Origin of the sequence: Nonomuraea glycinis, from assembly GCF_014646515.1 — a bacterium.
GTDB classification, from domain to species: domain Bacteria; phylum Actinomycetota; class Actinomycetes; order Streptosporangiales; family Streptosporangiaceae; genus Nonomuraea; species Nonomuraea glycinis.
In genome coordinates this window covers 1-24,901 of the sequence record NZ_BMNK01000016.1, presented here as the reverse complement: position 1 = coordinate 24,901, position 24,901 = coordinate 1, and the positions used below count along the sequence as shown (strand labels likewise).

The 24,901-nt window shown below is 70.8% G+C and carries 27 protein-coding genes and 1 pseudogene; 18 read left to right on the top strand and 10 right to left on the bottom strand.

The features are described from left to right. The first annotated feature begins 31 nt into the window (after positions 1-31). Entirely contained in the window at positions 32-430 is a 399-nt protein-coding gene (locus IEY87_RS34150; protein ID WP_225277886.1) for a winged helix-turn-helix transcriptional regulator, read from the top strand. A gap of 109 nt (positions 431-539) precedes the next feature. Here IEY87_RS34150 and IEY87_RS34145 read toward each other — a convergent pair whose 3' ends face one another. Next, positions 540-1,130: a TetR/AcrR family transcriptional regulator gene (locus IEY87_RS34145; protein WP_189142986.1), complete on the bottom strand. Its 591-nt coding sequence runs from the start codon at positions 1,128-1,130 to the stop codon at positions 540-542. 89 nt (positions 1,131-1,219) lie between these two features. Here IEY87_RS34145 and IEY87_RS34140 point away from each other — a divergent pair, with 89 nt between their 5' ends. The 3 genes from IEY87_RS34140 to IEY87_RS34130 all read left to right on the top strand — a co-directional run bounded on the left by IEY87_RS34140 (position 1,220) and on the right by IEY87_RS34130 (position 5,149). Beyond that, the gene (locus IEY87_RS34140; RefSeq protein WP_189142985.1) at positions 1,220-1,585 is read left to right on the top strand and encodes a DUF4267 domain-containing protein; all 366 of its coding nucleotides are present in this window, start codon (positions 1,220-1,222) and stop codon (positions 1,583-1,585) included. A gap of 132 nt (positions 1,586-1,717) precedes the next feature. Next, a complete protein-coding gene (locus tag IEY87_RS34135; protein ID WP_189142984.1) occupies positions 1,718-3,748 on the top strand; it encodes a glycosyltransferase family 39 protein in 2,031 nt (676 codons plus the stop codon). Positions 3,749-3,907: 159 nt separating this feature from the next. Further along, positions 3,908-5,149 (top strand): bifunctional glycosyltransferase family 2/GtrA family protein, encoded by a 1,242-nt coding sequence (locus tag IEY87_RS34130; protein ID WP_189142983.1) that lies wholly within the window; start codon positions 3,908-3,910, stop codon positions 5,147-5,149. A 35-nt stretch (positions 5,150-5,184) separates the two neighbouring features. Here IEY87_RS34130 and IEY87_RS34125 read toward each other — a convergent pair whose 3' ends face one another. Further along, complete coding sequence (locus IEY87_RS34125) at positions 5,185-5,790, bottom strand: TetR-like C-terminal domain-containing protein (RefSeq protein WP_189142982.1); 606 nt, start codon at positions 5,788-5,790, stop codon at positions 5,185-5,187. A gap of 131 nt (positions 5,791-5,921) precedes the next feature. Between IEY87_RS34125 and IEY87_RS34120 the strand changes: the two genes are divergently transcribed. The 3 genes from IEY87_RS34120 (at position 5,922) to IEY87_RS34110 (ending at position 8,242) form a co-directional block, all read left to right on the top strand. Continuing rightward, positions 5,922-7,103: a DUF418 domain-containing protein gene (locus tag IEY87_RS34120; protein WP_189142981.1), complete on the top strand. Its 1,182-nt coding sequence runs from the start codon at positions 5,922-5,924 to the stop codon at positions 7,101-7,103. Between the two features lie 109 nt (positions 7,104-7,212). Next, on the top strand, positions 7,213-7,743 hold the full coding sequence (locus tag IEY87_RS34115; protein WP_229699422.1) for a TetR/AcrR family transcriptional regulator: 531 nt from the start codon (positions 7,213-7,215) through the stop codon (positions 7,741-7,743). Positions 7,744-7,747: 4 nt separating this feature from the next. Further along, positions 7,748-8,242, top strand: coding sequence for a nitroreductase family deazaflavin-dependent oxidoreductase (locus IEY87_RS34110; protein WP_189142979.1), 495 nt, complete (start codon positions 7,748-7,750; stop codon positions 8,240-8,242). On the opposite strand, the gene IEY87_RS34105 is transcribed toward IEY87_RS34110, so the two are convergent. Next, a complete protein-coding gene (locus IEY87_RS34105) occupies positions 8,232-8,594 on the bottom strand; it encodes a DsrE family protein (RefSeq protein WP_189142978.1) in 363 nt (120 codons plus the stop codon). The two genes, IEY87_RS34110 and IEY87_RS34105, sit on opposite strands and share 11 nt — an antisense overlap. A 111-nt stretch (positions 8,595-8,705) precedes the next feature. On the opposite strand from IEY87_RS34105, the gene IEY87_RS34100 reads away from it, so the two are divergent. Together IEY87_RS34100 and IEY87_RS34095 are read left to right on the top strand one after the other, a co-directional pair. Next, positions 8,706-9,398, top strand: a complete 693-nt coding sequence (locus IEY87_RS34100; protein WP_189142977.1) for a winged helix-turn-helix transcriptional regulator — start codon at positions 8,706-8,708, stop codon at positions 9,396-9,398. A gap of 88 nt (positions 9,399-9,486) precedes the next feature. Beyond that, on the top strand, positions 9,487-10,308 hold the full coding sequence (locus IEY87_RS34095) for an SAM-dependent methyltransferase (protein WP_189142976.1): 822 nt from the start codon (positions 9,487-9,489) through the stop codon (positions 10,306-10,308). Between the two features lie 18 nt (positions 10,309-10,326). On the opposite strand, the gene IEY87_RS34090 is transcribed toward IEY87_RS34095, so the two are convergent. Further along, entirely contained in the window at positions 10,327-11,640 is a 1,314-nt protein-coding gene (locus IEY87_RS34090) for an aminotransferase class V-fold PLP-dependent enzyme (protein ID WP_189142975.1), read from the bottom strand. 215 nt (positions 11,641-11,855) lie between these two features. On the opposite strand from IEY87_RS34090, the gene IEY87_RS34085 reads away from it, so the two are divergent. From IEY87_RS34085 to IEY87_RS34065, 5 genes are all read left to right on the top strand, one after another. Continuing rightward, on the top strand, positions 11,856-12,287 hold the full coding sequence (locus IEY87_RS34085; protein WP_189142974.1) for a hypothetical protein: 432 nt from the start codon (positions 11,856-11,858) through the stop codon (positions 12,285-12,287). 37 nt (positions 12,288-12,324) lie between these two features. Beyond that, positions 12,325-13,473, top strand: a complete 1,149-nt coding sequence (locus tag IEY87_RS34080) for a PLP-dependent cysteine synthase family protein (RefSeq protein ID WP_372462277.1) — start codon at positions 12,325-12,327, stop codon at positions 13,471-13,473. Then, positions 13,470-14,708, top strand: coding sequence for an MFS transporter (locus tag IEY87_RS34075; protein ID WP_189142972.1), 1,239 nt, complete (start codon positions 13,470-13,472; stop codon positions 14,706-14,708). Before IEY87_RS34080 ends, IEY87_RS34075 begins: the two co-directional genes overlap by 4 nt. A gap of 90 nt (positions 14,709-14,798) precedes the next feature. Next, a complete protein-coding gene (locus IEY87_RS34070; RefSeq protein ID WP_189142971.1) occupies positions 14,799-15,392 on the top strand; it encodes a TetR/AcrR family transcriptional regulator in 594 nt (197 codons plus the stop codon). Continuing rightward, positions 15,389-16,285: an alpha/beta fold hydrolase gene (locus tag IEY87_RS34065; protein ID WP_189142970.1), complete on the top strand. Its 897-nt coding sequence runs from the start codon at positions 15,389-15,391 to the stop codon at positions 16,283-16,285. Before IEY87_RS34070 ends, IEY87_RS34065 begins: the two co-directional genes overlap by 4 nt. A gap of 128 nt (positions 16,286-16,413) precedes the next feature. On the opposite strand, the gene IEY87_RS34060 is transcribed toward IEY87_RS34065, so the two are convergent. Both IEY87_RS34060 and IEY87_RS34055 read right to left on the bottom strand, forming a co-directional pair. Then, positions 16,414-17,397 carry an NAD(P)/FAD-dependent oxidoreductase gene (locus IEY87_RS34060; protein WP_189142969.1) on the bottom strand — a complete coding sequence of 328 codons (984 nt, stop codon included), beginning with the start codon at positions 17,395-17,397 and terminating at the stop codon, positions 16,414-16,416. Positions 17,398-17,806: 409 nt separating this feature from the next. Further along, entirely contained in the window at positions 17,807-19,297 is a 1,491-nt protein-coding gene (locus IEY87_RS34055) for a carboxylesterase/lipase family protein (protein WP_189142968.1), read from the bottom strand. 97 nt (positions 19,298-19,394) lie between these two features. Between IEY87_RS34055 and IEY87_RS34050 the strand changes: the two genes are divergently transcribed. Next, on the top strand, positions 19,395-19,994 hold the full coding sequence (locus tag IEY87_RS34050) for a TetR/AcrR family transcriptional regulator (protein ID WP_189142967.1): 600 nt from the start codon (positions 19,395-19,397) through the stop codon (positions 19,992-19,994). Positions 19,995-20,214: 220 nt separating this feature from the next. Here the strand turns inward: IEY87_RS34050 and IEY87_RS34045 are convergent, their stop codons facing one another. Together IEY87_RS34045 and IEY87_RS34040 are read right to left on the bottom strand one after the other, a co-directional pair. Further along, positions 20,215-20,586 carry a tyrosine-type recombinase/integrase gene (locus IEY87_RS34045; RefSeq protein ID WP_189142966.1) on the bottom strand — a complete coding sequence of 124 codons (372 nt, stop codon included), beginning with the start codon at positions 20,584-20,586 and terminating at the stop codon, positions 20,215-20,217. A gap of 138 nt (positions 20,587-20,724) precedes the next feature. After that, positions 20,725-21,627 (bottom strand): LysR family transcriptional regulator, encoded by a 903-nt coding sequence (locus IEY87_RS34040; protein ID WP_189142965.1) that lies wholly within the window; start codon positions 21,625-21,627, stop codon positions 20,725-20,727. Positions 21,628-21,815: 188 nt separating this feature from the next. On the opposite strand from IEY87_RS34040, the gene IEY87_RS34035 reads away from it, so the two are divergent. Continuing rightward, positions 21,816-22,121: a DUF1330 domain-containing protein gene (locus IEY87_RS34035; protein WP_189142964.1), complete on the top strand. Its 306-nt coding sequence runs from the start codon at positions 21,816-21,818 to the stop codon at positions 22,119-22,121. A gap of 153 nt (positions 22,122-22,274) precedes the next feature. Here the strand turns inward: IEY87_RS34035 and IEY87_RS47415 are convergent. Together IEY87_RS47415 and IEY87_RS34025 are read right to left on the bottom strand one after the other, a co-directional pair. Further along, positions 22,275-22,863 (bottom strand): annotated as a pseudogene (locus IEY87_RS47415) (Tn3 family transposase); the annotation flags it as partial. 171 nt (positions 22,864-23,034) lie between these two features. Beyond that, the gene (locus IEY87_RS34025) at positions 23,035-23,394 is read right to left on the bottom strand and encodes a nuclear transport factor 2 family protein (protein ID WP_189142963.1); all 360 of its coding nucleotides are present in this window, start codon (positions 23,392-23,394) and stop codon (positions 23,035-23,037) included. 99 nt (positions 23,395-23,493) lie between these two features. Between IEY87_RS34025 and IEY87_RS34020 the strand changes: the two genes are divergently transcribed. Further along, positions 23,494-23,985, top strand: coding sequence for a winged helix-turn-helix transcriptional regulator (locus IEY87_RS34020; RefSeq protein WP_189142962.1), 492 nt, complete (start codon positions 23,494-23,496; stop codon positions 23,983-23,985). 219 nt (positions 23,986-24,204) lie between these two features. Then, a complete protein-coding gene (locus IEY87_RS34015) occupies positions 24,205-24,783 on the top strand; it encodes an IS607 family transposase (RefSeq protein ID WP_189142961.1) in 579 nt (192 codons plus the stop codon). Positions 24,784-24,901: the final 118 nt, after the last annotated feature.

Genomic DNA, 24,901 nt, shown 5'->3' with positions numbered 1-24,901 from the left:
TGGCCATGGCTTGGGCGCCCTTGTCGTTGAGGTGCATGCCGTCGCCGCTGTCCAGGTCGGGGTGGATGTGGTCGGGGGCTTCGGGATCTCCGACAAATGGGTCGCGCTGATCCTGGCCGCGCTCGGCAACGACGGCCCGCACCAGGCCAGAGACGACGGCGCCCCCGGGCCACGGCCGATGCGCTACTCCGAGCTGTCCCGCAGGCTGGCCGGGATCAGCCAGAAGATGCTCACCCAGACCCTGCGCTCCCTGGAGCGCGACGGGCTGGTCACCCGCACCGTGACGCCGACAGTGCCGGTCACGGTCACGTACGAGCTGACCGACCTCGGCCGATCGCTCCAGCACATGATGCGCGGCATCAAGATGTGGGCCGAGACGCACATGGACGAGGTGCTCGCCCATCGCGAGGAGTACGACACCGAACGCTGACCCGTACGTGTGCGGCGGCCGGCTTCGGGGACCCCGGCTCTTCGAGGTCCGCGGCCTGCCCACCCTCGAACCCGGCCAAGGTCACCTGGCCGACACCGAGCCCGCGCCGTCAGGTCGGAGAGGCGGGCCGATGGGTGAAGGACGCGAGGAGGAGGGCGAGTCTGAGGTCGTGGTGCTCGCGGGGGATCCTGCCGTCGCGCATCAGCATCGCCAGTCCGTGCAGGGCGGCCCAGAAGGTCTCGGCCAGCAGGGCCGCGTCGGTGTCATGCGCGTGCGGGCTGACGGCCTCGACGAATTCGTCGAACGCGGCGCGCAGGGCGGCCGGGGTCTGCGGGGTGGCGAACGGCAGGTTGACCTTCCGGCTGAACATGGCGTCGTAGAGGGCCGGGCGCTGGTCGGCGAACGCCACATAGGCGGCACTGAGCCGGGCGAGGGCGTCGGCGGGGTCACCTGCCGCGGTGCGGGCCGCGCGTAGTTCGGCGGCCATGTCGGCGAAGCCTTCCAGGGCGACGGCCGTGGTGATCGCGTCCTTGCCCTTGAAGTGGCTGTAGAGGACCGGCTGGCTGTATTCGACTCGCTCGGCCAGCCGCCGCGTGGTCACCGCGTCCCAGCCCTCGGCCTCGGCCAGCTCACGAGCGGCCGTGATGATCAGCTTCTCCCGTTGCGCGCGGTCGCGTTCCTTGCGGGCTTGTATCGACATGCTCCGAAATCTAGCACCGCTAGCGCAACGATGCTGGATGCGCTAGCGTTGAGCGTGTTCCTAGCAGCGCTAGATTATGGAGTCGCACGATGCTCACCACCCTTGCGTACGGTCTTGCCATCGCCCTTAACCTGTTCTGCCTGTTCCTCGGGGGTCGCTTCCTGTTCGCGCCGTACGCCGCCGCCGCGGGCTACGGCGTCCCCGCCAAGGAGGACCGCGCCTACCTGACGATCAAGGGCGTGCGTGACGGCACCTACGGCCTCGTCGGCCTGGCCCTGCTGGCCTTCGCCGGCGCTCAGGCCGAGGCCTGGTTCATGCTGGTCGTCGCCCTGGTGCCGCTGGGCGACACCCTGATCGTGCTGCGCAACGGGGGCACGAAGGCGACCGCGTTCGGCATCCACTTCGCCACCGCCCTGATCGTCCTGCTCAGCGCCGCCCTGCTCTTCGCCGTCTGACCCGGTCCGCTGGAGGCGCCCTGAACGCCCGGCGCATGCCGAGGCTCACAGGTGCCGCACAGCGATGGCACACGTCGCGTACAGGCCGGTGGCCCACCGTTGGTGGCTGAACCGGATGAAAGGACGCGACCGATGACCTCGACCTTGCCCGCGCCGCCCGTGGGCCCGCCCGGCGTGCCGCGCGCCAGGAGATGGCTGCGCGGCCGGGCGGACGACGCCGCCTGGGTCCGCCCGGCCCTGCTGGCGCTGCTGTCGGCCACCGCGATGCTCTATCTCTGGGGTCTGGGCGCCTCCGGCTGGGCGAACTCGTTCTACGCGGCCGCGGCGCAGGCCGGATCGCAGAGCTGGACGGCCTTCTTCTTCGGCTCCTCCGACGCCGCCAACTCGATCACTGTGGACAAGACCCCGGCCTCGCTGTGGGCGATGGCGTTGTCGGCGCGGCTGTTCGGCGTCAACGCTTGGAGCCTGCTGGCGCCCCAGGCGTTGATGGGCGTGGCCACGGTCGGGCTGCTGTACGCGACCGTGCGCCGTTGGTACGGCCCCGCGGCGGGCCTGATCGCCGGGGCGGCGACCGCGTTGACACCGGTGGCGGTGCTGATGTTCCGTTTCAACAACCCCGACGCGCTGCTGGTGCTGCTCATGGTCGCCGGCGCGTACGCGATCGTCCGGGCCGTGGAGAGCGGCGCGACGAAGTGGCTGGTGTGGGCCGGCGTCTTCGTCGGGTTCGGCTTCCTCACCAAGATGCTGCAGGCGCTGCTGGTGGTCCCCGTGTTCGCGCTGGTGTATCTCATCGCGGGACCGCCCAAGCTGGGCAGGCGCGTCTGGCAGCTCCTCCTGGCGGGAGCCGCGCTGGTCGCGTCGGCCGGCTGGTACGTCGCCGTCGTCGAGCTCGTCCCCGCCTCGACGCGCCCGTACGTCGGCGGCTCGCAGAACAACAGCCTGCTGGAGCTGACCCTGGGCTACAACGGCCTGGGCAGGCTGAACGGCAACGAGACCGGCAGCGTCGGCGGCGGGCCGGGCCGCGGCTGGGGCGAGACCGGCTGGACGCGGATGTTCGACGCCGGGCAGGGCGGTCAGATCGCCTGGCTGCTGCCCGCCGCGCTCATCCTGCTGGTGGCGGGCCTGGTCATGACCGCACGGACGGCACGTACGGACCGCGCTCGTGCCGGGTTCGTCCTGTGGGGCGGCTGGCTGCTGGTCACCGCCGGGGTGTTCAGCTACATGGCGGGCATCTTCCACGCCTATTACACCGTCGCGCTCGCCCCCGCCATCGGCGCGCTGACCGGGATGGGCGCGGTGATGCTGTGGCGGCGGGCCGACGTCCGGGCTTCGTCGGCCGGCGCCGCGGCGGTGGCGGTGACGGGCTGGTGGTCGTTCGAACTGCTCGGCCGCAGCGACACCTTCGTGCCGTGGCTGCGCTGGCCGGTGCTGGTCGCCGGGCTGCTCGCGGCCGCCGGGCTGCTCGTGTCCGTACGGCTGTCCGCCCGGGTGGCCGGAACGGTCGCGGCGGCGGCGCTCGTCGTCGTCCTGGCCGGGCCCGCGGCGTACGCGATCGACACGGCGGCGACCCCGCACGGCGGCTCCATCCCGTCGGCCGGGCCTGCCGTGGCGGGCGGCTTCGGCGGGCCCGGCAGGCTCGGGCGCGGCTTCGGGCCGTACGGACCCGGCGAGCTGGGCGGCATGCCACAGCCGGGGAACCAGCGGGGTCCGGGAGCTCGCGGAGGGCGCGGCGGCGGCATGAACGGGCTGATCAACGGCTCCACGGCGAGCGCGGACATGGTCGCGCTGCTCAAGCGCGACGCCGCCGCCTACACCTGGGTGGCCGCCGCGATCGGCTCCCAGAACGCCTCGGGCTACCAGCTGGCCACCGGCGCGCCGGTCATGGCCGTCGGCGGCTTCAACGGCAGCGACCCCTCGCCCACGCTGGCCCAGTTCCAGAAGTACGTGACCGAGCGGAAGATCCACTACTTCATCGGTGGCGGCGGACCACAAGGCGGGCCACAAGGCGGACCAGGTGATGGGCCAGGTGATGGGCCAGGTGGCCGGGTGCGGGGCGGCACCGGGGGCGGTAACGCCAGTGCGGAGATCTCCGCCTGGGTGGCGGCCACCTTCACCGCCACCACGGTCGGCGACGTCACCGTCTACGACCTGACCGCACCCTGACCAGGGGGTACGACTCGCCGCTGCCCACCCGGCACCGGGTGGGCGCAACGGCCGGGGGCATGACGTGATGGCCTGGCGGGAAGCCCTCGTGCGAACATTCACAGGCCGGCCACAGCAACACCACAACTGCGGGAAAGCCGCCCGACCGAAAGTGGAGGCATGAGCCCTTCGACGCTTCCCGCGCCCGTCGCGGCCACGGCTTCCGCAGGTCACAACGCCCCGGTGCTCGATGTCGTGGTCCCCGTCCACAACGAGGAGAACGACCTCGAACCGTCCGTACGCCGCCTGCACGCCCACCTGTCGACCGGCTTCCCCTACCCCTTTCGCATCACGGTCGCCGACAACGCCAGCACCGACAGGACCTCGCGGATCGCCGCCGAGCTCGCCGCCGAGCTGCCGGAGGTGTCCTTCGTCCGGCTGACGGCCAAGGGGCGTGGCCGGGCGCTCAAGCACACCTGGTCGGCCTCCGACGCGCAGATTCTCGCGTACATGGACGTCGACCTGTCCACCGATCTGGCCGCCCTGCTGCCCCTGGTGGCCCCGCTCATCACCGGCCACTCCGACCTGGCCATCGGCTCCCGCCTGTCGCACGGGTCCCGGGTGACCCGCGGCCCCAAGCGGGAGATCATCTCCCGCTGCTACAACCTGCTGCTGCGCGGCACGCTGGCGGCCCGCTTCTCGGATGCGCAGTGCGGCTTCAAGGCGGTGCGCGCCGACGTCGCGGCCGGGCTGCTGCCCTTGGTGGAGGACACCGGCTGGTTCTTCGACACCGAGCTGCTCGTCCTCGCCGAACGCGCCGGGCTGCGCATCCATGAGGTGCCCGTCGACTGGATCGACGATCCGGACAGCCGGGTCGACCTCCTGCCCACGATCATGGCCGATGTCCGGGGCATCGCCCGGCTGGCCAGGGCGCTGGCGACCGGCAGCCTGCCGCTGGCGGGCCTTCGCGAGCAGCTCGGGCGCACGCCGCTGCCCGTGGCGGGCGTGCCGGCCGGCCTGCCTGGCCAGTTGCTGCGCTTCGCCGCCGTCGGCACCGCCAGCACGCTCGCCTACCTGCTCCTGTACGCCCTGCTGCGCGGGACGACCGGCGCCCAGGCGGCGAACCTCGTCGCCCTCCTCGTCACCGCCGTGGGGAACACGGCGCTCAACCGCCGGCTCACCTTCGGCGTGCGCGGCCCCGGCCGGTGGTGGCGGCAGCAGGCCCAGGGCCTCATCGCCTTCGCCGCGAGCCTCGCCCTGACCGGCGGCGCCCTCGCCCTGCTGTACGCGACCGACAGCGCACCGCCCCGGCCGCTGGAGCTGGGGGTGCTGGTGACGGCGAACCTGGCCGCCACCTGCGTGCGCTTCCTGCTCCTGCGTACGTGGGTCTTCCGCACGAGCCGCGGAGCACGGGAGGACTGAGTCCCGCAGTCCTTGTTACGCCGTCCGGCCGAGGTTCAGGGGGTGGCCCTACACGGGCCGAGGCCGATGGCCGGGAGGATCGCCTGGTCGACGATGTCGGCCAGGTCGGCGTCGGTGGGAGGGGCGCCGTCGAGCAAGCGTTTGGTGACGAGCGCTTCGCCGATGTCGGCCACCACGGGGGTGAGCAGGTCGGCGGGGAAGTGGCCGCGTTCGGCGTAGTGGCGCAGCACGGTGCTGGTGAACGTGCCGCCCTTGTTGGCGAAGACCCTTTCGAACAGCGCTTCGGAGACCTTCGGGGCGCCCTTGGGGTCGGTGAGGATGGCCGCGACCGCGCGGCCCGCCGGGCTGAGGGTCCACGTGACCATGAGCTGGAGCGCTCGGATCAGGTCGCCGCGCAGATCGTCGGCTCCGGGGGTCGGCTCCTCGACCGGATGGGAGTGGTAGAGGGCGTCCAGGAGCACGTCGATCGGGTCCGACCAGCGGCGGTACAGCGTGGTGCGGGGAGTCGCCGCACGCCTGCCGATGCCTTCCATGGTCAGTCGCCCGACGCCGACCTCCACCACTTCTTCCAGCACCGCCGCGTGGATGGCGGCGAGCAGCTCCCCGCCGCGCCGCCGGGTCCGGCCGCCGTGCTCGCCCATCGTCGCCCCCCAGTCCGGCCGCAGGGCTGCATCTTACCGATCAAAGTATTAGCTACATTTCTGTAGCTTATCATCGCAGAAATAAGCTACATTAATGTATCCAATCGCCCGTCATCTTCAAGGGGAGACCCATGTCCACCATCACCCCGGCCCCGGTCCAGGGGGCCGTGCCGCTCACTGAGCGGGCGCCGGCTCCCGACCTCGCGCGCGGGCTCATGCTGCTGCTCATCGCGGTCGCGCACGCGCACATGTACCTGTCCGGACACCCGGCGGGCTTCCGCGGCTACACCCTGGACGGAACCACCCTCGACCGGCTGGTGGCCGGGATCCAGATCCTCCTGGTGGACGGGCGCGCGCTGCCGATGTTCGCCGGCCTGTTCGGCTACGGCCTGGTCCAGTTAGCGAACCGGCGGCTCGCCGCCGGAAGCGGTTGGCCGCAGGTGCGGCGTGTGCTGCGACGCCGGAGCCTGTGGCTGCTGGCGTTCGGGTTCTGCCACGCGCTGCTGCTGTTCTTCGGCGACATTCTGGGCGCGTACGGCCTGGTCGGGCTGGTGCTCATCGGGTTCGTCCGGCGCAGCGACCGGGCCCTGTTCTGGGCCGCCGGCGTGGGGGCCGTCCTGCACATCGTCGTGATCACGGTGTTCGGGCTGCTCACCGTGGTCGCCGAGAAGGGTGACACGCCCGCCGCCATGGCCGATCCGCTCCAGGCCGCCGTGACGCGGATGGTCGGCTGGATCGCGATGACCCCGACCTACTTCGCCATGAGCGTCGTGCCGGCCTTCCTGCTCGGGATCTGGGCGGCCCGCCGCCGGCTGCTGGAGGAGCCCGCGGCGCATCGGGGACTGCTGTCGCGGACCGTCACCGTGGGCACGCTGATCGCGGTCGCCGGTGGGCTGCCGCTGACCCTGATCGACACGCGGCTCTGGATCCCCTCGGACGCGATCGGCGTCTCGGCGTACGCACTGCACAGCGTCACCGGCATCGCCGGCGGACTCGCGTACGCCGCGCTGGTCGGACTCGTCGTGGCCGGGAGGCGGCGCGACGGACGGCGGCCCGGCGCGGTGAGCCGCGCGCTGGTCGCGTGCGGCCGGTGGTCGCTCACCTGCTACCTGCTCCAGTCGGTGGTCTTCGTCCTGCTGTTCACGCCGTATCTGGGCGGGCTCGCCACCCGCGTCGGCGATGCCGCGGCGACCGGCATCGCCGTGCTCACCTGGCTGGGGACCGTGGTCCTGGCCGCGACACTGTCCCGTACGGGCCGGCGCGGGCCGGCGGAGACCGCGCTGCGGCGGCTGACGTATCGCCGAACCGGCTGACCGGAGCTTGGCGTGACGGCACCCGCCCGCACAGTGGTAACTTGGCCATATGGCTAACTTGGGCGATCGGCCAAGTTCGATGCGAGGGCTTCGGCGGCGGGAGCAGCTGGTGGATGCCGCCATCGCGCTGCTGTGCGAGGGGGGATGGCAGGCCGTCACCACGCGTGGGGTGGCCGAGCGCGCGGACACCAACGCCGGTCTGATCCACTACCACTTCGGCGGGCTGCCGGGACTGCACGCGGCGATCGTCCGGCGGGTGGGGGAGCTGGTCATCAACCCTCTGGTCACCGAGCTCCTCGACGCGCCGGACGAGTGGGCGGCGCTGGCGGCCGTACGCCGGCTGCTGCCCGAGACCACCGGTGACGAGCGGACGGCCCGGCTGTCCGCGGAGCTGCTCGCGGGGGCCACCCGCGACCCGGCCCTGGGCGAGGTGCTCCGGGATCAGCTGCGCGAGGCCCGGACACAGATCGCCGGCCGGATCCGGCAGCTGCACCCCGGATGGCCGCCGGAGCGGGCGGCGGCGGTGGCCACGCTGGTCGCCGCGCTGATCGACGGGCTGGTGCTGCACCACATGCTCGACCACGATCTGCCCGTCGGCGAGGCGCTCGCCGGGGTGGAGGACCTGCTCAGAAAGGACTGAGATCATGCGGATCATCAAGAAGCCCGGCCCGCCGACCGGGCTGCGTCGCAGGCTGTGGCGCCTGCCCATCCAGTTCTACCGGTTCGGGTTGGGCTCGCTGATGGGGCAGCGCCTCATGCTGCTCACCCACCTCGGGCGGGTCTCCGGACAGCGGCGCCAGGCGGTCATCGAAGTCGTGGAGCACGATGAGCACGGCTGGGTGGCGGCCTCCGGATTCGGGCCCCGCGCCGACTGGTACCAGAACGTCCTGAAGAGCCCCGACGTCACCGTCCAGGTCGGCGGCCGCACCCTGCCGGTGACGGCCACGCCGCTGCCCGCCGACGAAGGCGCGGAGCTCATGGCACGGTACGCGCCGCGCCACCCGGCCGCCGCCCGTCGGCTCTCCAAGATCATGGGGTTCGAGGTGGACGGCAGCGTCGCGGATTACCGGGAGGTCGGCCGGCTCGTGCCCTTCGTACGGTTCGTCCCGAGGACGGCCGGACCCGGACTCAGTAGCTGAACGTCGTCGCCCCGTCGCCGATCCAGCGCCACATGACCACGGTGCCGCCGATCTCGGCAGACTTGATCAGCTGGGTCTCGTCGAGGCCCTTGGCGTTGAAGCAGATCGGGCAGACCAGGAACGTGCCGCCCGCGTTCACGTACCGCTCGACCAGGTCGGGCAGCGGCGGGCAGCCGGCGCAGGCCACGCCGGTGGCGACGCCGCGCAGCGCCAGCCGGACGGCCTCCTTGGTGAGGAACATCAAGGTCGGCCGGCCCTCTTCGGCCGCCCCGACCGCGACCAGGAACGCCACGGTGACCCGCTCGGCGTCCTCCAGACCGGTCGTCAGACTGATAACTGCTTTTCCGGACATGTGCCACTCCTTCGCTCAGGTGCTTGCTCATGAGCGTGCGTGACACGTGACCGGCGGCCCAGTACTGATTTTGTAGCGGCAAAAGTCGCTTTTCGTGAGGATGATGGGGCCATGAAGCGCTACGGCCAGTATTGCCCGGTCGCCCGGGCCGCCGAGATCCTCGCCGAACGATGGACGCTGCTCGTCATCCGCGAGCTGCTCTGGGGCGAGGACCGGTTCAACGCCATCGCCCGCGGCGTCCCCCGGATGTCACCCTCGCTGCTCGCGGCACGGCTGCGCGAGCTGCAGCGCACCGGCCTGGTGGAGCGCAACATGATCCACGGCGAGCCCCGCTACCGTCTCACGCCGGCGGGGGAGGAGCTGCGGCCGCTGGTGGAGCAGATGGGCGCGTGGGGGGTGCGCTGGATGCACGACCTGCGCCCGGACGAGTTCGACCCCGTGCTGCTGATGCTCCACATCCAACGGGAGTCGCAGCCGGCCCGGATGCCCGAGCGGGCGACCACGGTGCAACTGCACTTCCGGGACGCGCCGTCCGGGCAGCAGCGGTGGTGGCTGGTGCTGTCCCGGTCCGGCGGTGCCGACGTGTGCGACACCGATCCGGGCTTTCCGGTCAGTGTGTGGCTGGAGACCGAGTTGCCCACCCTCACCCGTATCTGGCTGGGCGATCTGAGCTGGTCGGTGGCGTTGCGTGCGGAAGCGTTGCTGCTGACGGGCGACCGCACCGCCTGCCGCGCGCTGCCGCAGTGGCTCGACGTCAGCGCGTTCGCCGCCGTCGAGCGGGCCGCGGTGCCCTTGACCCGCTGACGGTCCAGCGGGCCCTCGCTCTGGCGCTGAGGCGTTATAGGCGGACAAACTGTGAAATGCCGTGACACGACTACATCAAGGAGTTTTTGTGACGGATGAGCCGACCCCTCCTCGGCGTCCCTCCACAGAGATCGACACCACCACGCCCCACCAGGCCCGCGTCTGGAACTTCCTGCTCGGCGGAAAGGACTACTACCAGGTAGACCGGGAAACCGCGGAGCACCTTGAGCAACACATCTATCCCGGAATCAAGGACATCGCCCTGCACGCCCGAGCCTTCTTAGGACGCGCCGTCCGCTACGTGGCCGAAGAGGCAGAAATACGACAATATCTAGATGTCGGTACGGGACTGCCCACGGCGGACAACACCCACGACGTCGCTCAGCGCGTGGACCCGACCAGCCGCATCGTCTACGTCGACAACGACCCGCTGGTGCTGGTCCACGCCCAGGCCCTGCTCGCCAGCCACCCCGACGGCGCCTGCGACTACATCGAAGCCGACGTCCGCGACCCGGACGCCATCCTGACCCATGCGGCCAGGACACTGGACCTCACCCGGCCGACCGCGCTCATGCTGCTCGGGGTGATGGGCACGATCACGGACAACGATCAGGCGTACGCGCTGACCAGGCACCTGATGGCGGCCCTGCCGTCCGGCAGCTACCTGATCCTTGAGGACGGCACCAACACGGTCAAGCCGAAGGAGGCCGCCGAGGCCGCGAACCTGGTGGACGAGGGGCAGGTCTATAACTACCGTCTCCGTACCCCCGAGGAGATCACCCGCTTCTTCGACGGCCTGCGGCTCGTCGACCCGGGCGTCGTGTCGGTCTCCCAGTGGCGGGTGGAGTCCGAGGTGTTCGGCCTCCCGGAGAAGGTGGACGCGTACTGCGGGGTCGCCGTCAAGCCATGAACGGCGCAGCCGGCGCCGTCAAGGCGTGGCGTGCGCGCCGAGGTCGCGCAGCGCGGCCGCCAGCCGGTCCACCTCGTCGGCGGAGGTGAACAGGGCCGGGGTGACCCGGACGGCGTCGCCGCCGCTCATGCCGCTGCGGGCGACGGTGAAGATCCGGTGCCGGTCCATCAGCGCCTCGGCGATGGCGAGGTTGTCGGCCTTGGAGCTGCGGCCGGGTAGTCGGAACGCGGTGATGCCGCCGTACATGCCGGGCTCGTCCGGGGTGAGGATCTGCACGCCGAGAGCGTGCGCCTGACGTACCCAGCGGTCACGGAGATAGCGCAGGCGGGCCTGCTTGACCTTCGCGCCGAGGGTCTCGTGGAAGTCCAGGGCGGCGTCCGCGGTCAGGAACGGGGCCACGTTCATGGTGCCGGAGTGCACGCGGGAGCGGATGTCGGAGGCCGGGTAGGTCTCGTCGGCGTAGAGGAGGTCGATGTCGGCCAGGCGCTGCTCGCGGATGTAGAGGAATCCCGAGCCCAGCGGCAGGCCCATCCACTTGTGCAGGGAGAAGACGGCGAAGTCGGCGTCGAGGTCGGGCAGGGTGAAGTCGAGCTGGCCCCAGGAGTGGGCGGCGTCCACGATCACGTCCACGCCGTGCGCGCGGGCCATGGCGACGATCTGGCGCACCGGGGTGACCAGGCCGGTGCGGTTGTTCATGTGGCTGAGCAGGAGCAGGCGCACCTTCGGATGCCGGCTCAGGGCGCGCTCGTAGGTGTCGAGCACCGCCTGGCGGGTGGCGGGCTCGGGGATGACGATGCGCTCGACCGTGACACCGCGCCGGGCCGGCAGCCAGTTCATGGCGTACTGGCCGCTGTGGTAGTCCAGATCGGCGTACATCACGGCGTCGCCCGGTCGCAGGCGGCCGTAACCGGCGATCAGGTTCTGCAGCGCCTCGGTGCCGCCCCGGGTCAGCGCGATCTCCTTCCCGGAGACGCCGAGCAGGGCGGCAAGGCGGTCGCGGACCTCGTCGGCGCGCGGCTTGTAGGTGGTGCGCAGCAGGTGGGAGCTCCGTTCGTTGAGGTGGTCGACGTTGCGGTGGTACGCCTGCCGGACCGGCTCCGGCATGATCCCGTAGTAGCCGTTCTCCAGGTTGACGAAGTCGGGGCTCACCTGGAACTGCCGGGCGACGGTCGCCCAGAAGCGCTCGTCGCGCGCGAGTGCCTCGGGGGTGAGGCCCTGCGGCACGGTCAGCGCCTCCGGTGGCTTCGATGGCTCCGGCGTGACGGGGCGGGCCAGGGCGCCGGCGGCCATGGCGCCGAGCCCGGTGACGATCCGGCGTCTGGACAAGGTCATAGAGGACTCCACCTGTTATCAGCGAGAATGCACGGGCGGTACGCAGGACCGCCCGTGCTTGCCAGTGTGGCCGATATTCCCCGCTCCGATGATGTTCCTTTCTCCGTGTCGGTAATAACGACCTCAGAATGCCGCGAAACGTACGGGCGGGTCTTTACCGGAACCTGTGCCATTGCTGGGCGCGCCCGGCAGCACTTCGGGCATTATCACCGGTGATGCTTGCGACCCGAACGGATCATTCGCGTTGCCCGGCCGCCTCTCGCGCCGGGCGACTGGTGGCCCATGCGCTGCTCGCGATCGTCATGATCATCGGCGTGGTGTTCGCGCACGGCGGCGCCTGCGCGGCCCTGGAGCTGTCGGAGCACAGCGCCCACCTCGCCGATAGGGGGCACGCGGCGGACGAGAGCGGCGTTTCCGCTGATCACGACCGGAACTGCTGGCATCGTCAACTGCCGGAAGGGCACCGGCACGGGACCGGGCCCGACTGCTCGGCGACCCATCCGGCCGGTCCGACGGTCGGCGTGCCCACGCTCGCGGCGGTGGCCGCCGCCTCCCCGCCGTCCGCTGCCGAAGGCGTCACGGCCCGGGCAGCGGAATGCCGCCTGATCGCGCCTCATGGGGAAAATATCTGTGTGATGCGCATATAGGACGCGCGACTCCTATAAGTCGCTCACCGTCCACCTGATGCGCGGTCATCCTGCCATGCCGCGAATCGCACCTATTTACTTCGGGATTTCACCCATGTCATCGCAAGCAATTTTCGCGCGCCTGAAAGATACGCCACCGACCGGCAGCCGCGCGCTTTCCCTGACCGTAGGAAATACGCCACTGGCCTTCATCTCCGAGCCGTTCGTGCCGGACCGGGGAGGGTTCTGGGCCAAACTCGAAGGCTTCAATCCGGGCGGCATCAAGGATCGTCCCGCCCTGCACATGATCCGTCAGGCCAAGGCGCGGGGGGACCTCCGGCCGGGCGCGACCATCATCGAGTCGACCAGCGGCACCCTGGGGCTCGGACTCGCGCTCGCCGGCATCGTCTTCGGTCATCCGGTCGTGCTGGTGGGCGACGCCGGCATGGAGCCGCTCATGTGCCGGCTGCTCGCCTCCTACGGCGTACGCCTGGAGATCGTCACGGAGCCGCACCCGACAGGCGGCTGGCAACAGGCCCGTCTGGAGAGAGTGCGCGACCTGCTCGCCGAGGAACCCGGATCCTACTGTCCCGACCAGTACAACAATCCCGACAACGTGGAGGCCTACGCCGGACTGGCCCACGAGCTGATGAGCCAGCTGCCGCAGATCGACACGCTGGTGTGCTCGGTCGGCACCGGCGGGCACAGCGCGGGCATCTCCAGCGTGCTGCGCCGGCACTTCCCCGACCTGCAGCTCGTCGGCGTCGACACGGTGGGGTCGACCATCTTCGGCCAGCCCGCCCGGCCGCGCCTGATGCGCGGGCTCGGCTCCAGCATCCACCCGCGCAACGTCGCCTACGACGCCTTCACCGAGGTCCACTGGGTCGCCCCGGCCGAAGCGGTCTGGGCATGCCGCACCCTCGCCGCCCGGCACTACGTCTCCGGCGGCTGGAGCACCGGCGCCGTCACCCTGGCGGCCCGCTGGCTGGCCCGCACCCAGCCGGACCGGACCATCGTCGCCGTCTTCCCCGACGGGCCGTGGCGCTATTGGAACAGCGTCTTCGACGACGACTACTGCCGGGCGCACGGCCTGCTAGGGACGGTCCCGGCCGACGAGCCGGACCTGCTGCGCACGCCGGCCGAGCGGGAGGTGCACCGCTGGACGCGCTGCACCCTCGTGCGCGACCCGCTGGCCGGTACGCGATGAGGGGCGTGCTGGCCGAGTTCCGCTCCTTCGACCGGCCCATCCAGCTCCTGCAGATCAACCAGGCGGGCATCAACCTCGGCTTCTACATGCTCATGCCCTACCTCGCCCAGCACCTGTCGAGCGGCGTGGGGATGGCCGCCTGGACGATCGGGCTCATCCTGGGCCTGCGCAACCTGAGCCAGCAGGGCCTGTTCCTGATCGGCGGCACGCTGGCGGACCGGGTCGGTCACAAGCCGCTGATCATGCTCGGGTGCGGGCTGCGGACCGTCGGGTTCGCGCTGTTCGGGCTGACCACCTCGCTGCCGTGGCTGATCGTGGCGGCCGCCGTGACGGGGTTCGCCGGGGCGCTGTTCAATCCGGCGGCCCGCGCCTATCTGGCGTGCGCGGCGGGGGAGCGCAAGGTGACGGCGTTCGCCGTGTTCAACGTCTTCTACCAGGGGGGCATTCTGCTCGGCCCTCTCGTCGGCCTCGCGCTGCTGAACGCCGGGTTCACTGCCGTGTGCCTGTCCGCCGCGGCGATCTTCGCCGTACTGACCGTGCTGCAGGGCCTGTGTCTGCCGGCTCGGCGGGGATCGGCCGGCGAGCGTCCGCCGGTGCTGAGCGACTGGCGCAGGGCGTTCGGTGATCGGGCCTTCGTCTCCTTCGCGGCGGCGATGATCGCCTCCTACGCGCTGTCGTTCCAGATGTATCTGGCGCTGCCGCTGGAGGTGGACCGGCTCGGCGGCGGCCAGGCGGGCGTGATGACGTTGTACGCGCTGTCGGCGCTGCTCGGCATCGCCGGGCAGGTACGCCTGACCGCCTGGTGCTCGGCCCGGTGGAGTCGCGGGCAGGCGATCAGCCGCGGCCTGGCCCTCATGGGGGTCGCGTTCCTGCCCCCGGCCGCGGTGGCGCACCTGGCTCTCCCGCCGGGGTGGGCGCTGCTGCCCCTGGTGGCGTGCACGCTGCTGCTCACCGTGGGGACGCTGGTCGCCTTCCCGTTCGAGATGGCCACCATCGCCGACATGGCGGGGGATCGGCTGATCGGCACCTACTACGGGCTGTACAACCTGCTGTCCGGCGTCGGCATCCTGGCCGGGAACCTGCTGGCGGGGGCCCTGGTCGACGTGGCCCGCTCCTTCGGGGCGGCAGGGCTGCCGTGGGCGCTGCTGGCCGTCGCGGGGCTGGTCTCCGCGGCGGCCGTCAGGCGGCTGGATCGACGCGACCGGCTACCGGTGGCCGGTCAGCTTGCCGCCTGACTGGATATCGGTTTTCCGATGAGTAGGCCAAGGCTTATCCTAGGGTCATTAGGTTTTAATGAGTGACTCTAGGAGATAGGTGGTACGCGCATGGCGCGGGCCGGGTTGACGGCGGACCGGGTGACGCTGACGGGCGCCGAGCTGGCGGACGAGGTCGGGCTCGAACACGTGACCATGTCGGCGGTGGCGCGGCGGCTGGGAGTGAAGGACGCCAGCCTGTACGTGCACGTACGCGGCCTGGAGGACCTGCGCGGGCGGATCGCGCTGCTGGCGGCGGACGAGAAGACCATCCGCATCGCGGAGGCCACCGCGGGGCGGGCCGGGAAGGACGCCCTGGTGGCGTTCGCGGACTCCTGGCGGGCGTACGCCCACGCCCACCCGGGCCGGTACACCGCCACGCAGATCCCGACGCAGATCGATCCCGAGCTCGCGGCCCGGGCCGCCGGGCCGCGACGTGCGGTCGAGCTGACGTACAGCATGCTGCGCGCCTACGAGCTGGCCGAGCCCGACCTGACCGACGCGGTCCGGCTGGTGCGCAGCACGCTGCACGGCTTCGTCAGTCTCGAGGCCGCCGGCGGCTTCGCGCACGCGCGGCCGGCGGAGGCCTCGTGGGCCCGCTGCCTCGACGCCCTGCACGCTCTCCTGGAGCGCTGGCCCGCATCCCGTGAAGGAGACCCATCATGACCGACCCGACCACCGGCCGCCTGCGCGTGGACGGCGCCACCCTGCACTACGAGGTGCGCGGGACAGGCCCGCTCCTGCTGCTGATCCCCGGCGGCGCGGGCGACGCCGCCTCCTACGACGGCATCGCCGACGACCTGGCCATCGACCACACGGTCGCCTCCTACGACCCGCGCGGCATGTCCCGCAGCCCGCTGGACGACCCGGAGGCCACGCAGCAGGTCGCCCAGCACGCCGACGACGCGTTTCGGCTGCTGGAGCTGCTGTCGCCGGACACGCCCGCCCGCGTGGCCGGCTGCAGCTCGGGTGCGATCGTCGCGCTGCACCTGCTCGCCACCCATCCCGGCCGCCTCGCCCGCGTGGTGGCGCACGAGCCGCCGGTGGTGGAGGTGCTGCCGGACGCCGCCGAGCACCGCGCGATGCTCGCCCGCGTCCAGGACACCTTCCGGCGGGACGGGCTGATGCCGGCGGTGGCCGAGTTCGCGGCGGCCCTCAGCCGACCAGCGGGGCTCAACCGCCCGGCGGACCTCAGCCAGCCAGCGGGCCTCAGCCGGTCGGGCGCCGAGAAGCCCGTTGCCGCCGAGGCCGTCATGGAGCTGCCACCGCGGGCAGCGGCACGAGCCGAGCGTACGAAGGCGAACATGCCCTACTTCCTCGGGCGGATCGTGCCGAGCTTCATGGCCTATGTCCCGGACCTGGACCGTCTGGCGGCCCTGTCGGATCGGCTCGTGCTCGCGGGCGGAGCGGACTCGCGCGGCGAACTGCCCTACCGTCCCGCCGCCTTCCTGGCCGAGAGGTGCGGTACGGAGCTCGTCCACTTCCCCGGCGGGCACATCGGTCTCAGCACGCACCCCACCGAGTTCGGTGAGCTGCTCCGCAAGGTGCTGAGCGCCTAGCAGGCGGTTCAGCCGGCCGCCCATGGTCCACAGGGCGGGCAGCCCGGTCGGCCGGTGCCGGCCGCCATGGCCCACAGGGCGGGCATTTGGGGCATCCGGTGCCGGGCGCGGCGGGAGGTCTGGAGCTCCTAGCTCGCCCGGCGGGCGGCGACGGCCAGGCGGGTCTCCTCGGCGACCAGGTCGCCGTTGATGGCCCCCGCGGCGCGCAGGCCCGAGGCGGCGGCGGTGATGACCACGTCGGTCAGGGTGGCGACGTTGCCGGCGGCCCAGACGCCGGGCACCTCCGTCGCCCCTGCCGGATCGGTGGCCAGGTGCGTGCCGACGGTGTGCCCGAACATCTCCTGCTCGACCGTCTGCAGGCCGAGGCTCTCCAGCACGCCGGCGCGGGCGGTGACGCCGACGGCCACGATCACGGCGTCGCACAGGACGACCCGGCCGTCGGCCATGGCGATCCCGGCGAGCCGGTCGCCGGGCACCTCCAGGGCGCTCACCTTGCCGTGCACCACGGTGATGTCGCGGGCGGCGAACTGCTCCAGCTGATCGGCCGTGAGGTCCGGCGCCATGTGCTGGAAGAAGGTCACCCGGTCGCTCCACTGCCGCCACAGCAGCGCCTGATGCACCGAGATCGGGCCGGTGCCCAGGACCGCGAGCCGCTGATCGCGTACCTCCCAGCCATGGCAGTACGGGCAGTGCAGCACGTCGCGTCCCCACCGCTCGGCCAGCCCCTGCACCTCGGGCAACTCGTCGACCAGCCCGGTGGTCACCAACAGCCGCCGGGCCAGGACCGAGGACCCGTCGTCGAGCGTCACCCGGAAGTCACCGTCCTCCAGGCGCTCGGCCGCCACCGCGGTGGCCGGCCGGATCTCGCCGCCGTACCCGGTCACTTCCTCGCGGCCGATGGCCAGCAACTCCGACGGGGCGGTGCCCTCACGGCCGAGGTAGTTGTGGACCTGGGACGCGGGGGCGTTGCGCGGCCGACCGGCGTCGATCACCAGCACCGACCGGCGAGCCCGCGCTAGCGTGAGCGCACCGCTCAACCCGGCGGCGCCACCACCCACGACCACCACGTCGAACCGCTTGTCCCCGTTTCCCGGGGCGTTCGTTGTCGTCATGGGTAGATGGTCGGTCCAGCTCTCGTCGTACGGCAAATATTGTTGCTGGTTCAGCAACTGGATCGCGTTGAGCTCCGTGTCCGGAACCCCGCGCGGCACTCGCGGGCACGACACGTCACCGACGCCGCCCGTGCCGTGGCCACCCGGACGTGCTCGGCCTGCCCGGAGCCGCTGCCGTACGCGCTGGTGTGGCGGAGGGAGGCGGAGAGCGAGCCCATCCGGGCCCTGGCCGGGATCATCCGTGACCTGGGCTCCCGTCGGCCTCTCCCGGCTCTTGATGTCGTCCGTCACCCTCGGGTGGGATTTGCTGCCAAGCGGGCCGGGTGTTGCCTGGCTGTACGCCAATTCGCGCTGTCCCCGATGGGCAGGTGAGTGGTGGCGTCGCAGTCGTAGGAGCCGACCCGGACAATTACGAGAGATCGAAGGGGGCGGGGGAGTGGCCTTCCCAGATCTGGCGGGATGCCTGTTCGGGGTAGGGCAGAGTCTTCGACTCGGTGTCCAGGACGCGGGTGAGGTGCCCGCCGGGCCGGTGGGCGGACCAGCCCGCGTCGCCGGTGGTGACGAAGCGGACCCATGCCTCCTGGAGTTCGCGGGAGAGCGCGACGGCCTCGGGAGTGGGCTCCTCGCCGATGAGCTGGGTGCCGACGGGGCTGTCCAGCGTGCCGAACGCCAGGGGCACGTCGAGGCTGTGGCAGGCGCCCAGGATGCCGCCGAGGGCCGGGGCGACCCAGCACAGTTCGAACAGGTACGAGGTGCCGCCGGCTGCGGCGTTCGCCTCGGCCAGCTTCTGTGACGGCATGCGGAAGAGGGCGTCGGAGTACACCGTCTCCACCAGCTCCTCCGGGCCTGCCTGCTGGAAGGCGGCACGGTAGGCCCGCGCGCCGTCCGGCTGCGGGGCGTGCAGTTCCAGGGCTGCGTGGGCGTCCTCCTCGGTGAAGGTGCCGTACCGTCCGCTCATGACGCTGAAGTACCGGAATTCGTCCCGGGTGTGGCCGACGAGCAGTTCGGTCCCGCTCGCGCGCGCGCCGGTCAGCGCGGGCCAGGGCGTTTCCGGGAGGACCTCGCCGTCGACGACGGGGCACAGCGCGGTGCCGGTCTCCGTGAGGCGTCCCCAGCTCTCCCGGTGCGCGTGGAGGCCGGCGTTGAAGGAGGTGAGCTCGGCGGCCAGGTGCCATGGGTCGATGTCGCGCAGGGCCTCGGCGGTGGGGGCCGCCGCGCCGAGCCGGTCCGCGAACGCGGTGGTGACCTGCCGTGCCAGCGCGGGGGTGCTGTGCAGCCCTGGCACCGAATGGGCGATGGCCCGCCGGAACAGGCCGCGCGCGGACTTCATCGTCAGGAGGGCGGCGACCGACCCCGCTCCGGCGGACACCCCGCCCACGGTGACCCGGCCCGGGTCGCCTCCGAAGGTGGCGATGTTGCGCTGCACCCACTCCAGCGCCGCGATCTGGTCGAGGAATCCGCGGTTGGGCGGCACGTCGTCGAGGAACGCGAATCCCTCCGCGCCCACGCGGCAGTTGATGGTCACCACGACGACTCCCGCCTCGGCCAGCGCTGCCGGGTCGTACATCGGGTCGCTCGACGCCGCCGAGAGGTAGCCGCCCACGGGGATCCACACCAGCACCGGCAGTCCCGCCGCGCCGGGATCCGGAGTGCCGACGTTGAGCGTCAGCCAGTCGGTGCCCTGCGGGGGCACGTCGATCGGCAGGGACAGCGGCACCACGGGGCCGAACTCGACCGCCTGCCTCGTCCCCTCCCAGCGGTGCGGCGGCGCGGGCGCGGCGAAGCGGAGCGCTCCGACCGGGGGCTGGGCGTAGGGGATCCCGCGGAACACCGCGTGCCCCTGCCGCCGGCGCCCCTGCACCACGCCTTCCGTGGTCCGTACCTTTGGCTGTTCGGACATGACGATTCCTTCCCTCGAGTGGACCTCAGGATTATGGGTCAGGTGTATTATGTCAACTGTATTGGAACAGTTCCGAGGTACGAGGGAGGGGCCGGCGATGCCGAAACAGGTGGATCACCGCGGACGCCGCGAAGCGATCGCCCGCGCACTGTGGCGGGTGGTGCAGCAGCGCGGCGTCACACAGCTGACGATGCGCGTGGTTGCGCAGGAGGCGGGCATGTCACTCGGGCAGCTGCAGCACTACTTCGCCTCCCGGACCGCCATGCTCTCCTTCGCCATGGACTTCGCGTCCGAGCAGACCTCGGTGCGCGTACACCAGGGGCTCGAAAAGCTCGGTGACCGTCCGCACCCCCGTGACGTGCTGCGACTGACGCTCGCGGAAATGCTCCCCCTGCATGCCGACGCCCGCGCGACCAGCCGGATGAGCGCCGCCTACGTCCTGGAGGCGCTGCACGACGAGGTCGTGCACGAGCAGGCGCGCCGCGGCCTCGTCCAAGGGCGGGCCCTCGTCGAGCAGTTGATCCGCCAGGCGATCGCCGACGGGTACATCGACTCCGGCCGCGACCCGGCGACCGAGACCAACCTGCTCCTCGCCCTCACCGGCTTCACCTCCCTGATCGAACTCGACGTGATCGAGCCCCAGGACGCGCTCGCCGCGATCGACGTGCATCTGGACCGGCTGTTCAGGAGTACGTGACCTGCCCCGGGACACGGGGGCAGGTGGCCCGTCGTGGAAGGGACGCGAACCCCCGGCCAGATCAGCTCGGGAGAAGGCGTAGCGGCCCAGGAAGTCGATGTGGTCGTACTGGGTCGGCGACAGCCGCGCGCACATCTCATCGGTGACCGGTAACCCGGGGTATCGGTAAGAGTCGTGCAACCAGGTACACCCGTTCGAGTTCGCCCAGATCAGCGGTGCCCTATTGATCGGTGGGGAGGCGTCCGACGGCGTCTTCGAGGTCGGCGTCGGTGGCGAGTTCGTCGACGAGCTGGTCGACGGCCCGGGTCGACAGGCGTCCGCCGCGGCGGTTGAGGAGCAGGGCGGGGTTGTCGGCCGCGCCGGGCCAGGACGCGCGCTCGGTGCGCCACTCGGTGACCGAGGCGCGGGCGGTGCCGTCCAGCAGCGGGATCTCGCGGGAGGTCTCACCCTTGCCGGAGCGGACGATGACCTTGCCCTTGCGGGCCGAGAGCGGGACGTCGTTGTCGTCCAGGGCGCGGGGCGCGAGTTTGGGCGCGTCGTCGCGGCGGACGATCGCGGGGCCGAGCCCGAGCTGGGACCCGGGGCCCATCATCGGATGCTGATCCGCCGGCGTAGCGAGGTCGTGTCGGACATTCAGCAAGACCGCCGTCGTCATCACCGCGAAGTCCGCCGGGCGCAAGGTCTTCGGCCTCGCCACCGCAGGCGTCCGTCTCGCTTGACCTCTTGCGCGTCAGTCCGGCAGCCAGTGCAGCTCGTGCGCCAGGGTTTTGGCGACGGCACGGATGCGGCGGTGAAGCGGCGACTGCTCGCGTGGGAGGACCAGGTGGATCGTCAGGCTGGGCGCGCCCCGCAGCGGTCGCCAGGTGAGACCGGCCGGTGCTGCCGTGACCGCGGCTTCTCCGGCCGGGGCGATGGTGACCCCGTCATGCAGGTCGCGCTGAGACATGTCGAAAGAGACTGCGGGCGTGTGGAATCGGGGGTGTGGTCGGGTGTCTCGGAACAGTGCGGACAGCTGATCGTGGATCACGGGGTTGGCCGCACGGTCCGGGAGTCGCAGCGGATACGCGGCCGCGTCGGCGATCTCGATCTCCGGGTGTTCGGCCAGCGGATGATGCTGCGCCAGCTGGACCCCGACGCGCATACGCCGCAGCAGGAACCGGCGCACGCCACGGCCCGGCTGTTCACCGCGGGTGATCCCGGCATCGATGCGGCCGTCGGCGACCGCGGGGGAGATCTCCGGTGTCGCCATCGGGACCGCGCCGACCTCGAGTCCGCTGTTGCCGTGAATCAGCCTGTCCACCAGGGCCGGTGCCGTCTCGGCCCCGATGCTGAGGCTGTATCCGATGCGCAGCGTGCCCAGTTCACCGGCCGCCGCGCTCCGGGCGGTGTCCCATGCCCGGTCCAGCGCCGCCAGCGCGGGCGGCGCGGACTCCGCCAAAGCCGCACCGGCCGTGGTCAATACGACGCTACGCGTGTTGCGGACCAGCAGGGCCGTACCGAGTTCCGCCTCCAATCGGCGCATCCGGGCGCTGAGTGCGGGCTGTGCGATACCGATCCGTGCGGCCGCGCGGGTGAAGTTCAACTCCTGCGCCAGCACCAGGAAGTACCGCAGACTCACCGTATCCGGCGCCACGTGCCCTCCCTGCCGATTGATAACGATCCGTTCTAAGTCTATCCCGTACCGGTCTTTCCCTCGACCGCACATCAAGCCCTAACCTGCGCATATGACGATTCAACCGACCGCAGTACCCGTCGCTGGGATCGATCGATCTGAGTGTCAATTCGGAGTCGGACGTGTCAAGCCCAACACAGGAGGTTTCCATGGCTAAGGGCTACTGGGTCAGCGTCTACCCCGCCATTTCCGACCCTGAGAGGCTGACTGCCTACGACAAGCTGGCCGGCCCGGCTGTCCAGGCTGGGGGCGGGCGCGTCCTGTCCCGGATCCCGTCCCGTGGGGGTCGAGTCGTCGCCCACGAGGCCGGAATCACGCAACGCGTCGTTCTGATCGAGTTCGACAGCTTTGAACAGGCCGTCGCGGCATACGAGAGCGAGGCATACCAGAAGGCGCTGGTGGCCCTCCCCGACGGCTTCGAGCGCGACTTCCGCATCATCGAAGGCATCGACTGACCGGCGGGCCCCGCCATCGCTGAGCATCCGTCACCTGATACGCACACGGTGCTGAACGACGACTCACGAGACGAGTTCGAAGCCATGCCCCGCGTCTTCTATGACGCCGACTTCTTTGACGACGAGGAAGACATCGGCCGCCGTAGGGCGTCATCCGGATACGGACTCCCGCTGGAGATCGCGGTCGCGGAGCCAGCGGGCGAGGAAGATCGTGCGCTGGGCGCGGCCGACCTCCAGCATCGCGGCGTAGGCCGGGTGGGTGGTCTCGCTGGCGAATCGGCGCAACAGGGCCTCGGTGGACGCGGTCCGCGGTCGTGCCCTCACCCCACAGGGCGGCCTGCCGGACGGCGAAGGTGGCGTTGGCGATGAGCCGGGCGACCTCGCGGCAGGCCTCGACGGTCAGGTAGCGGCAGCGCGCGTACCGCAGGTCGTCCTCGGTGTGGGGATGGTCGCCGGCGGCGACGGCTCGGATCCCGGTCCCGGCGCCGTAGGCGTAGATCAGCAGCAGGAGTCGTTCGAACAGCACCTGGGCGTCGAGGTGGTTCTGGGTTCCGGAGGGGGTGAAGACGTTCAGGCAGCCCGTCCGCGTGGCGGTTTCGGTGAGCATGTCCATCAGCGGGACGACGCCCCACCGGTCTCGGATCGCCGCCTTCAGCCGACGCAGGTTGCGTGGTTCCGGAGCGGCGTCCAGCGGGGTGAGGTGGATTGCCCCGGCGTTGCGCCGCGCGGGCCTTGATGCCCACCCCGCCGATCCCCACGTCCTCGGTGGCCACCCGGGAGGTGACCCCGTCGGCGATGGTGAAGTAGCGCAGCAACTCCTCCACGGCCATGGGCGTCCTGCTTGGGTCGCCCGCCGGCGCTGGACGTGACCGACAAGGCCGCCGTCGTCGAGAGCGTCAGGCGAGACCTCGTCTCAGGGTTCGATGACCAGGCGCTCCACGAGGTCGCCACGCAGCGCGAAGCGGTAGTGCAGGTCGACGGTGCCGCCGGGGAAGTCGCCTTCGAGGTGATGGGTGGCGACGTAGTGGGTGGCGTCCACGCGCTGGGCGCCGGTGAGCTCGCTGGTGTACGTGAACTCGGCGGCGGCCTTGCCCAGCCAGCTCTCGATCGCCGCGGTGCCCCGGTAGGTGTTGCCGTCGTCGATGACCGTGGCGTCACCGGTGAACGCGGTGATCGCGGTGGCCTTGTCGTGGACGCGGTGCGCCTTCAGGTAGCGGGTGATCACGTCGGGCAGCGCATCCGGGGCGATGGTCCGGGACTGGTTCTCGGGCATGCGAATCCTCACGGTGACAGATCGGGCAGCAAAGGACGAAGCAACTGCTAAAATAGGAGCTACTTGGTTCGACTTTAGCAGTAACTGGAGGATGGTCACGTGGCAAGCCGGATCAGGCTGGAAGACCGGGAATGTCCCCTGTCCACGACGGTGCAGCATGTCGGCGAGTGGTGGACGCTGCTGATCCTGCATGATGCCTTCGACGGCTACACCCGCTTCGACCAGTTCCAGGAGAACCTGGGCATCTCCTCCAGCATGCTCACCGCCCGCCTGAAGACCCTCGTGGCCGACGGACTGCTGGAGCGCAGGCCGTACCAGAGCAATCCGGTCCGCCACGAGTACGTGCTGACCGACCTCGGCCGCACTCTGCGGCCGGTCATCCTGGCCCTGGCCGCGTGGGGCAACTCCCGGCTCGAGCCGGAGCGGCGCAGCATGATCGTCGTCGACGCGAACAGCGGCGACGAGGTAGAGCCGGTGATCGTCGATGCCAGGACCGGCCGCCGGCTCGACGACAGCGCCACGTACGTCTTCGCGGCGGGCCCGGCCGCGAGCCCGGCCATGCGGGGCCGCTACCCGGGGCAGCCCGCATGAGCCCGAAACCCCCATTGAGTTGATCGCGGCGGCGAGCACTGGACCGATCCCCGAACGCCCGGACCGCCGCCGTCACCCGCTGTGGCCTGTGGAAACGCTCTACTTGGGGCTGGTGGCACGGACCCGAGTGGCAGGCCCTCTTCAGGGGTTGACAACTGCTGTTGATTGAATGTTTGTTAGTGACCACAACTGTCCAAGAGTGATGTAGCTTCTTGTCTTGTGAATCTGACGGAATGGGCGCGAGCGCAGGGAGTTGCTCCCCGCACCGCATACCGCTGGTTCCGTGAGGGCACGTTGCCGGTTCCTGCGGAGCGAGTGGGGCCACGCACGATCCTGGTCAACATCGACGCGAACGCCTCACCACCGGTGACCGGCGGCGTGGGTCTGTATGCCCGCGTCTCCTCCCACGATCAGAAGGCGGACCTGGAACGCCAGGTCGCCCGGCTGTCTGAATGGGCGGCGAAGGCGGGGCACACGGTTGTCCGTGTCGAGTCCGAGGTCGCCTCCGGTATGAACGGCGGACGTACGAAGGCCCGTCGTCTGCTGGCCGATGTGAAGGTGACGATCGTGGTGGTCGAGCATCGTGACCGACTGGGCCGGATGAACACCGAACTCGTCGAAGCCGCCCTCGAAGCCGCTGGTCGTCGTCTTGTCGTCTTGGATGACGGTGAAGTCGAAGACGACCTCGTGCGGGACATGGTTGAGGTGCTGACCTCGTTCTGCGCCCGCCTGTACGGTCGCCGCTCGGCGAAGAACCGGGCGAAGAAGGCCCTGGAAGCGGCGGCTGCCGATGGGTGAGAGGCCGAAGAAGCGGCTGCGCGCCATCGATGCGCCGTTCGTCGCTCTCGGCCCGTCCGGTGTGGCGATACGCGACCGCCTCAAGAACCTCACGATCGAGGACGACAAGGTGTTGCGG

Excerpts from the sequence above, each read along its gene's own strand:
- IEY87_RS34145 (WP_189142986.1), bottom strand. The coding sequence starts at position 1,130 with ATGTCGATACAAGCCCGCAAGGAACGCGACCGCGCGCAACGGGAGAAG.
- IEY87_RS34140 (WP_189142985.1), top strand. The coding sequence starts at position 1,220 with ATGCTCACCACCCTTGCGTACGGTCTTGCCATCGCCCTTAACCTGTTC.
- IEY87_RS34135 (WP_189142984.1), top strand. The coding sequence starts at position 1,718 with ATGACCTCGACCTTGCCCGCGCCGCCCGTGGGCCCGCCCGGCGTGCCG.
- IEY87_RS34130 (WP_189142983.1), top strand. The coding sequence starts at position 3,908 with ATGAGCCCTTCGACGCTTCCCGCGCCCGTCGCGGCCACGGCTTCCGCA.
- IEY87_RS34125 (WP_189142982.1), bottom strand. The coding sequence starts at position 5,790 with ATGGGCGAGCACGGCGGCCGGACCCGGCGGCGCGGCGGGGAGCTGCTC.
- IEY87_RS34120 (WP_189142981.1), top strand. The coding sequence starts at position 5,922 with ATGTCCACCATCACCCCGGCCCCGGTCCAGGGGGCCGTGCCGCTCACT.
- IEY87_RS34110 (WP_189142979.1), top strand. The coding sequence starts at position 7,748 with ATGCGGATCATCAAGAAGCCCGGCCCGCCGACCGGGCTGCGTCGCAGG.
- IEY87_RS34105 (WP_189142978.1), bottom strand. The coding sequence starts at position 8,594 with ATGTCCGGAAAAGCAGTTATCAGTCTGACGACCGGTCTGGAGGACGCC.
- IEY87_RS34100 (WP_189142977.1), top strand. The coding sequence starts at position 8,706 with ATGAAGCGCTACGGCCAGTATTGCCCGGTCGCCCGGGCCGCCGAGATC.
- IEY87_RS34090 (WP_189142975.1), bottom strand. The coding sequence starts at position 11,640 with ATGACCTTGTCCAGACGCCGGATCGTCACCGGGCTCGGCGCCATGGCC.
- IEY87_RS34085 (WP_189142974.1), top strand. The coding sequence starts at position 11,856 with ATGCTTGCGACCCGAACGGATCATTCGCGTTGCCCGGCCGCCTCTCGC.
- IEY87_RS34080 (WP_372462277.1), top strand. The coding sequence starts at position 12,325 with ATGCGCGGTCATCCTGCCATGCCGCGAATCGCACCTATTTACTTCGGG.
- IEY87_RS34075 (WP_189142972.1), top strand. The coding sequence starts at position 13,470 with ATGAGGGGCGTGCTGGCCGAGTTCCGCTCCTTCGACCGGCCCATCCAG.
- IEY87_RS34070 (WP_189142971.1), top strand. The coding sequence starts at position 14,799 with ATGGCGCGGGCCGGGTTGACGGCGGACCGGGTGACGCTGACGGGCGCC.
- IEY87_RS34065 (WP_189142970.1), top strand. The coding sequence starts at position 15,389 with ATGACCGACCCGACCACCGGCCGCCTGCGCGTGGACGGCGCCACCCTG.
- IEY87_RS34060 (WP_189142969.1), bottom strand. The coding sequence starts at position 17,397 with ATGACGACAACGAACGCCCCGGGAAACGGGGACAAGCGGTTCGACGTG.
- IEY87_RS34055 (WP_189142968.1), bottom strand. The coding sequence starts at position 19,297 with ATGTCCGAACAGCCAAAGGTACGGACCACGGAAGGCGTGGTGCAGGGG.
- IEY87_RS34050 (WP_189142967.1), top strand. The coding sequence starts at position 19,395 with ATGCCGAAACAGGTGGATCACCGCGGACGCCGCGAAGCGATCGCCCGC.
- IEY87_RS34045 (WP_189142966.1), bottom strand. The coding sequence starts at position 20,586 with ATGATGGGCCCCGGGTCCCAGCTCGGGCTCGGCCCCGCGATCGTCCGC.
- IEY87_RS34035 (WP_189142964.1), top strand. The coding sequence starts at position 21,816 with ATGGCTAAGGGCTACTGGGTCAGCGTCTACCCCGCCATTTCCGACCCT.
- IEY87_RS34025 (WP_189142963.1), bottom strand. The coding sequence starts at position 23,394 with ATGCCCGAGAACCAGTCCCGGACCATCGCCCCGGATGCGCTGCCCGAC.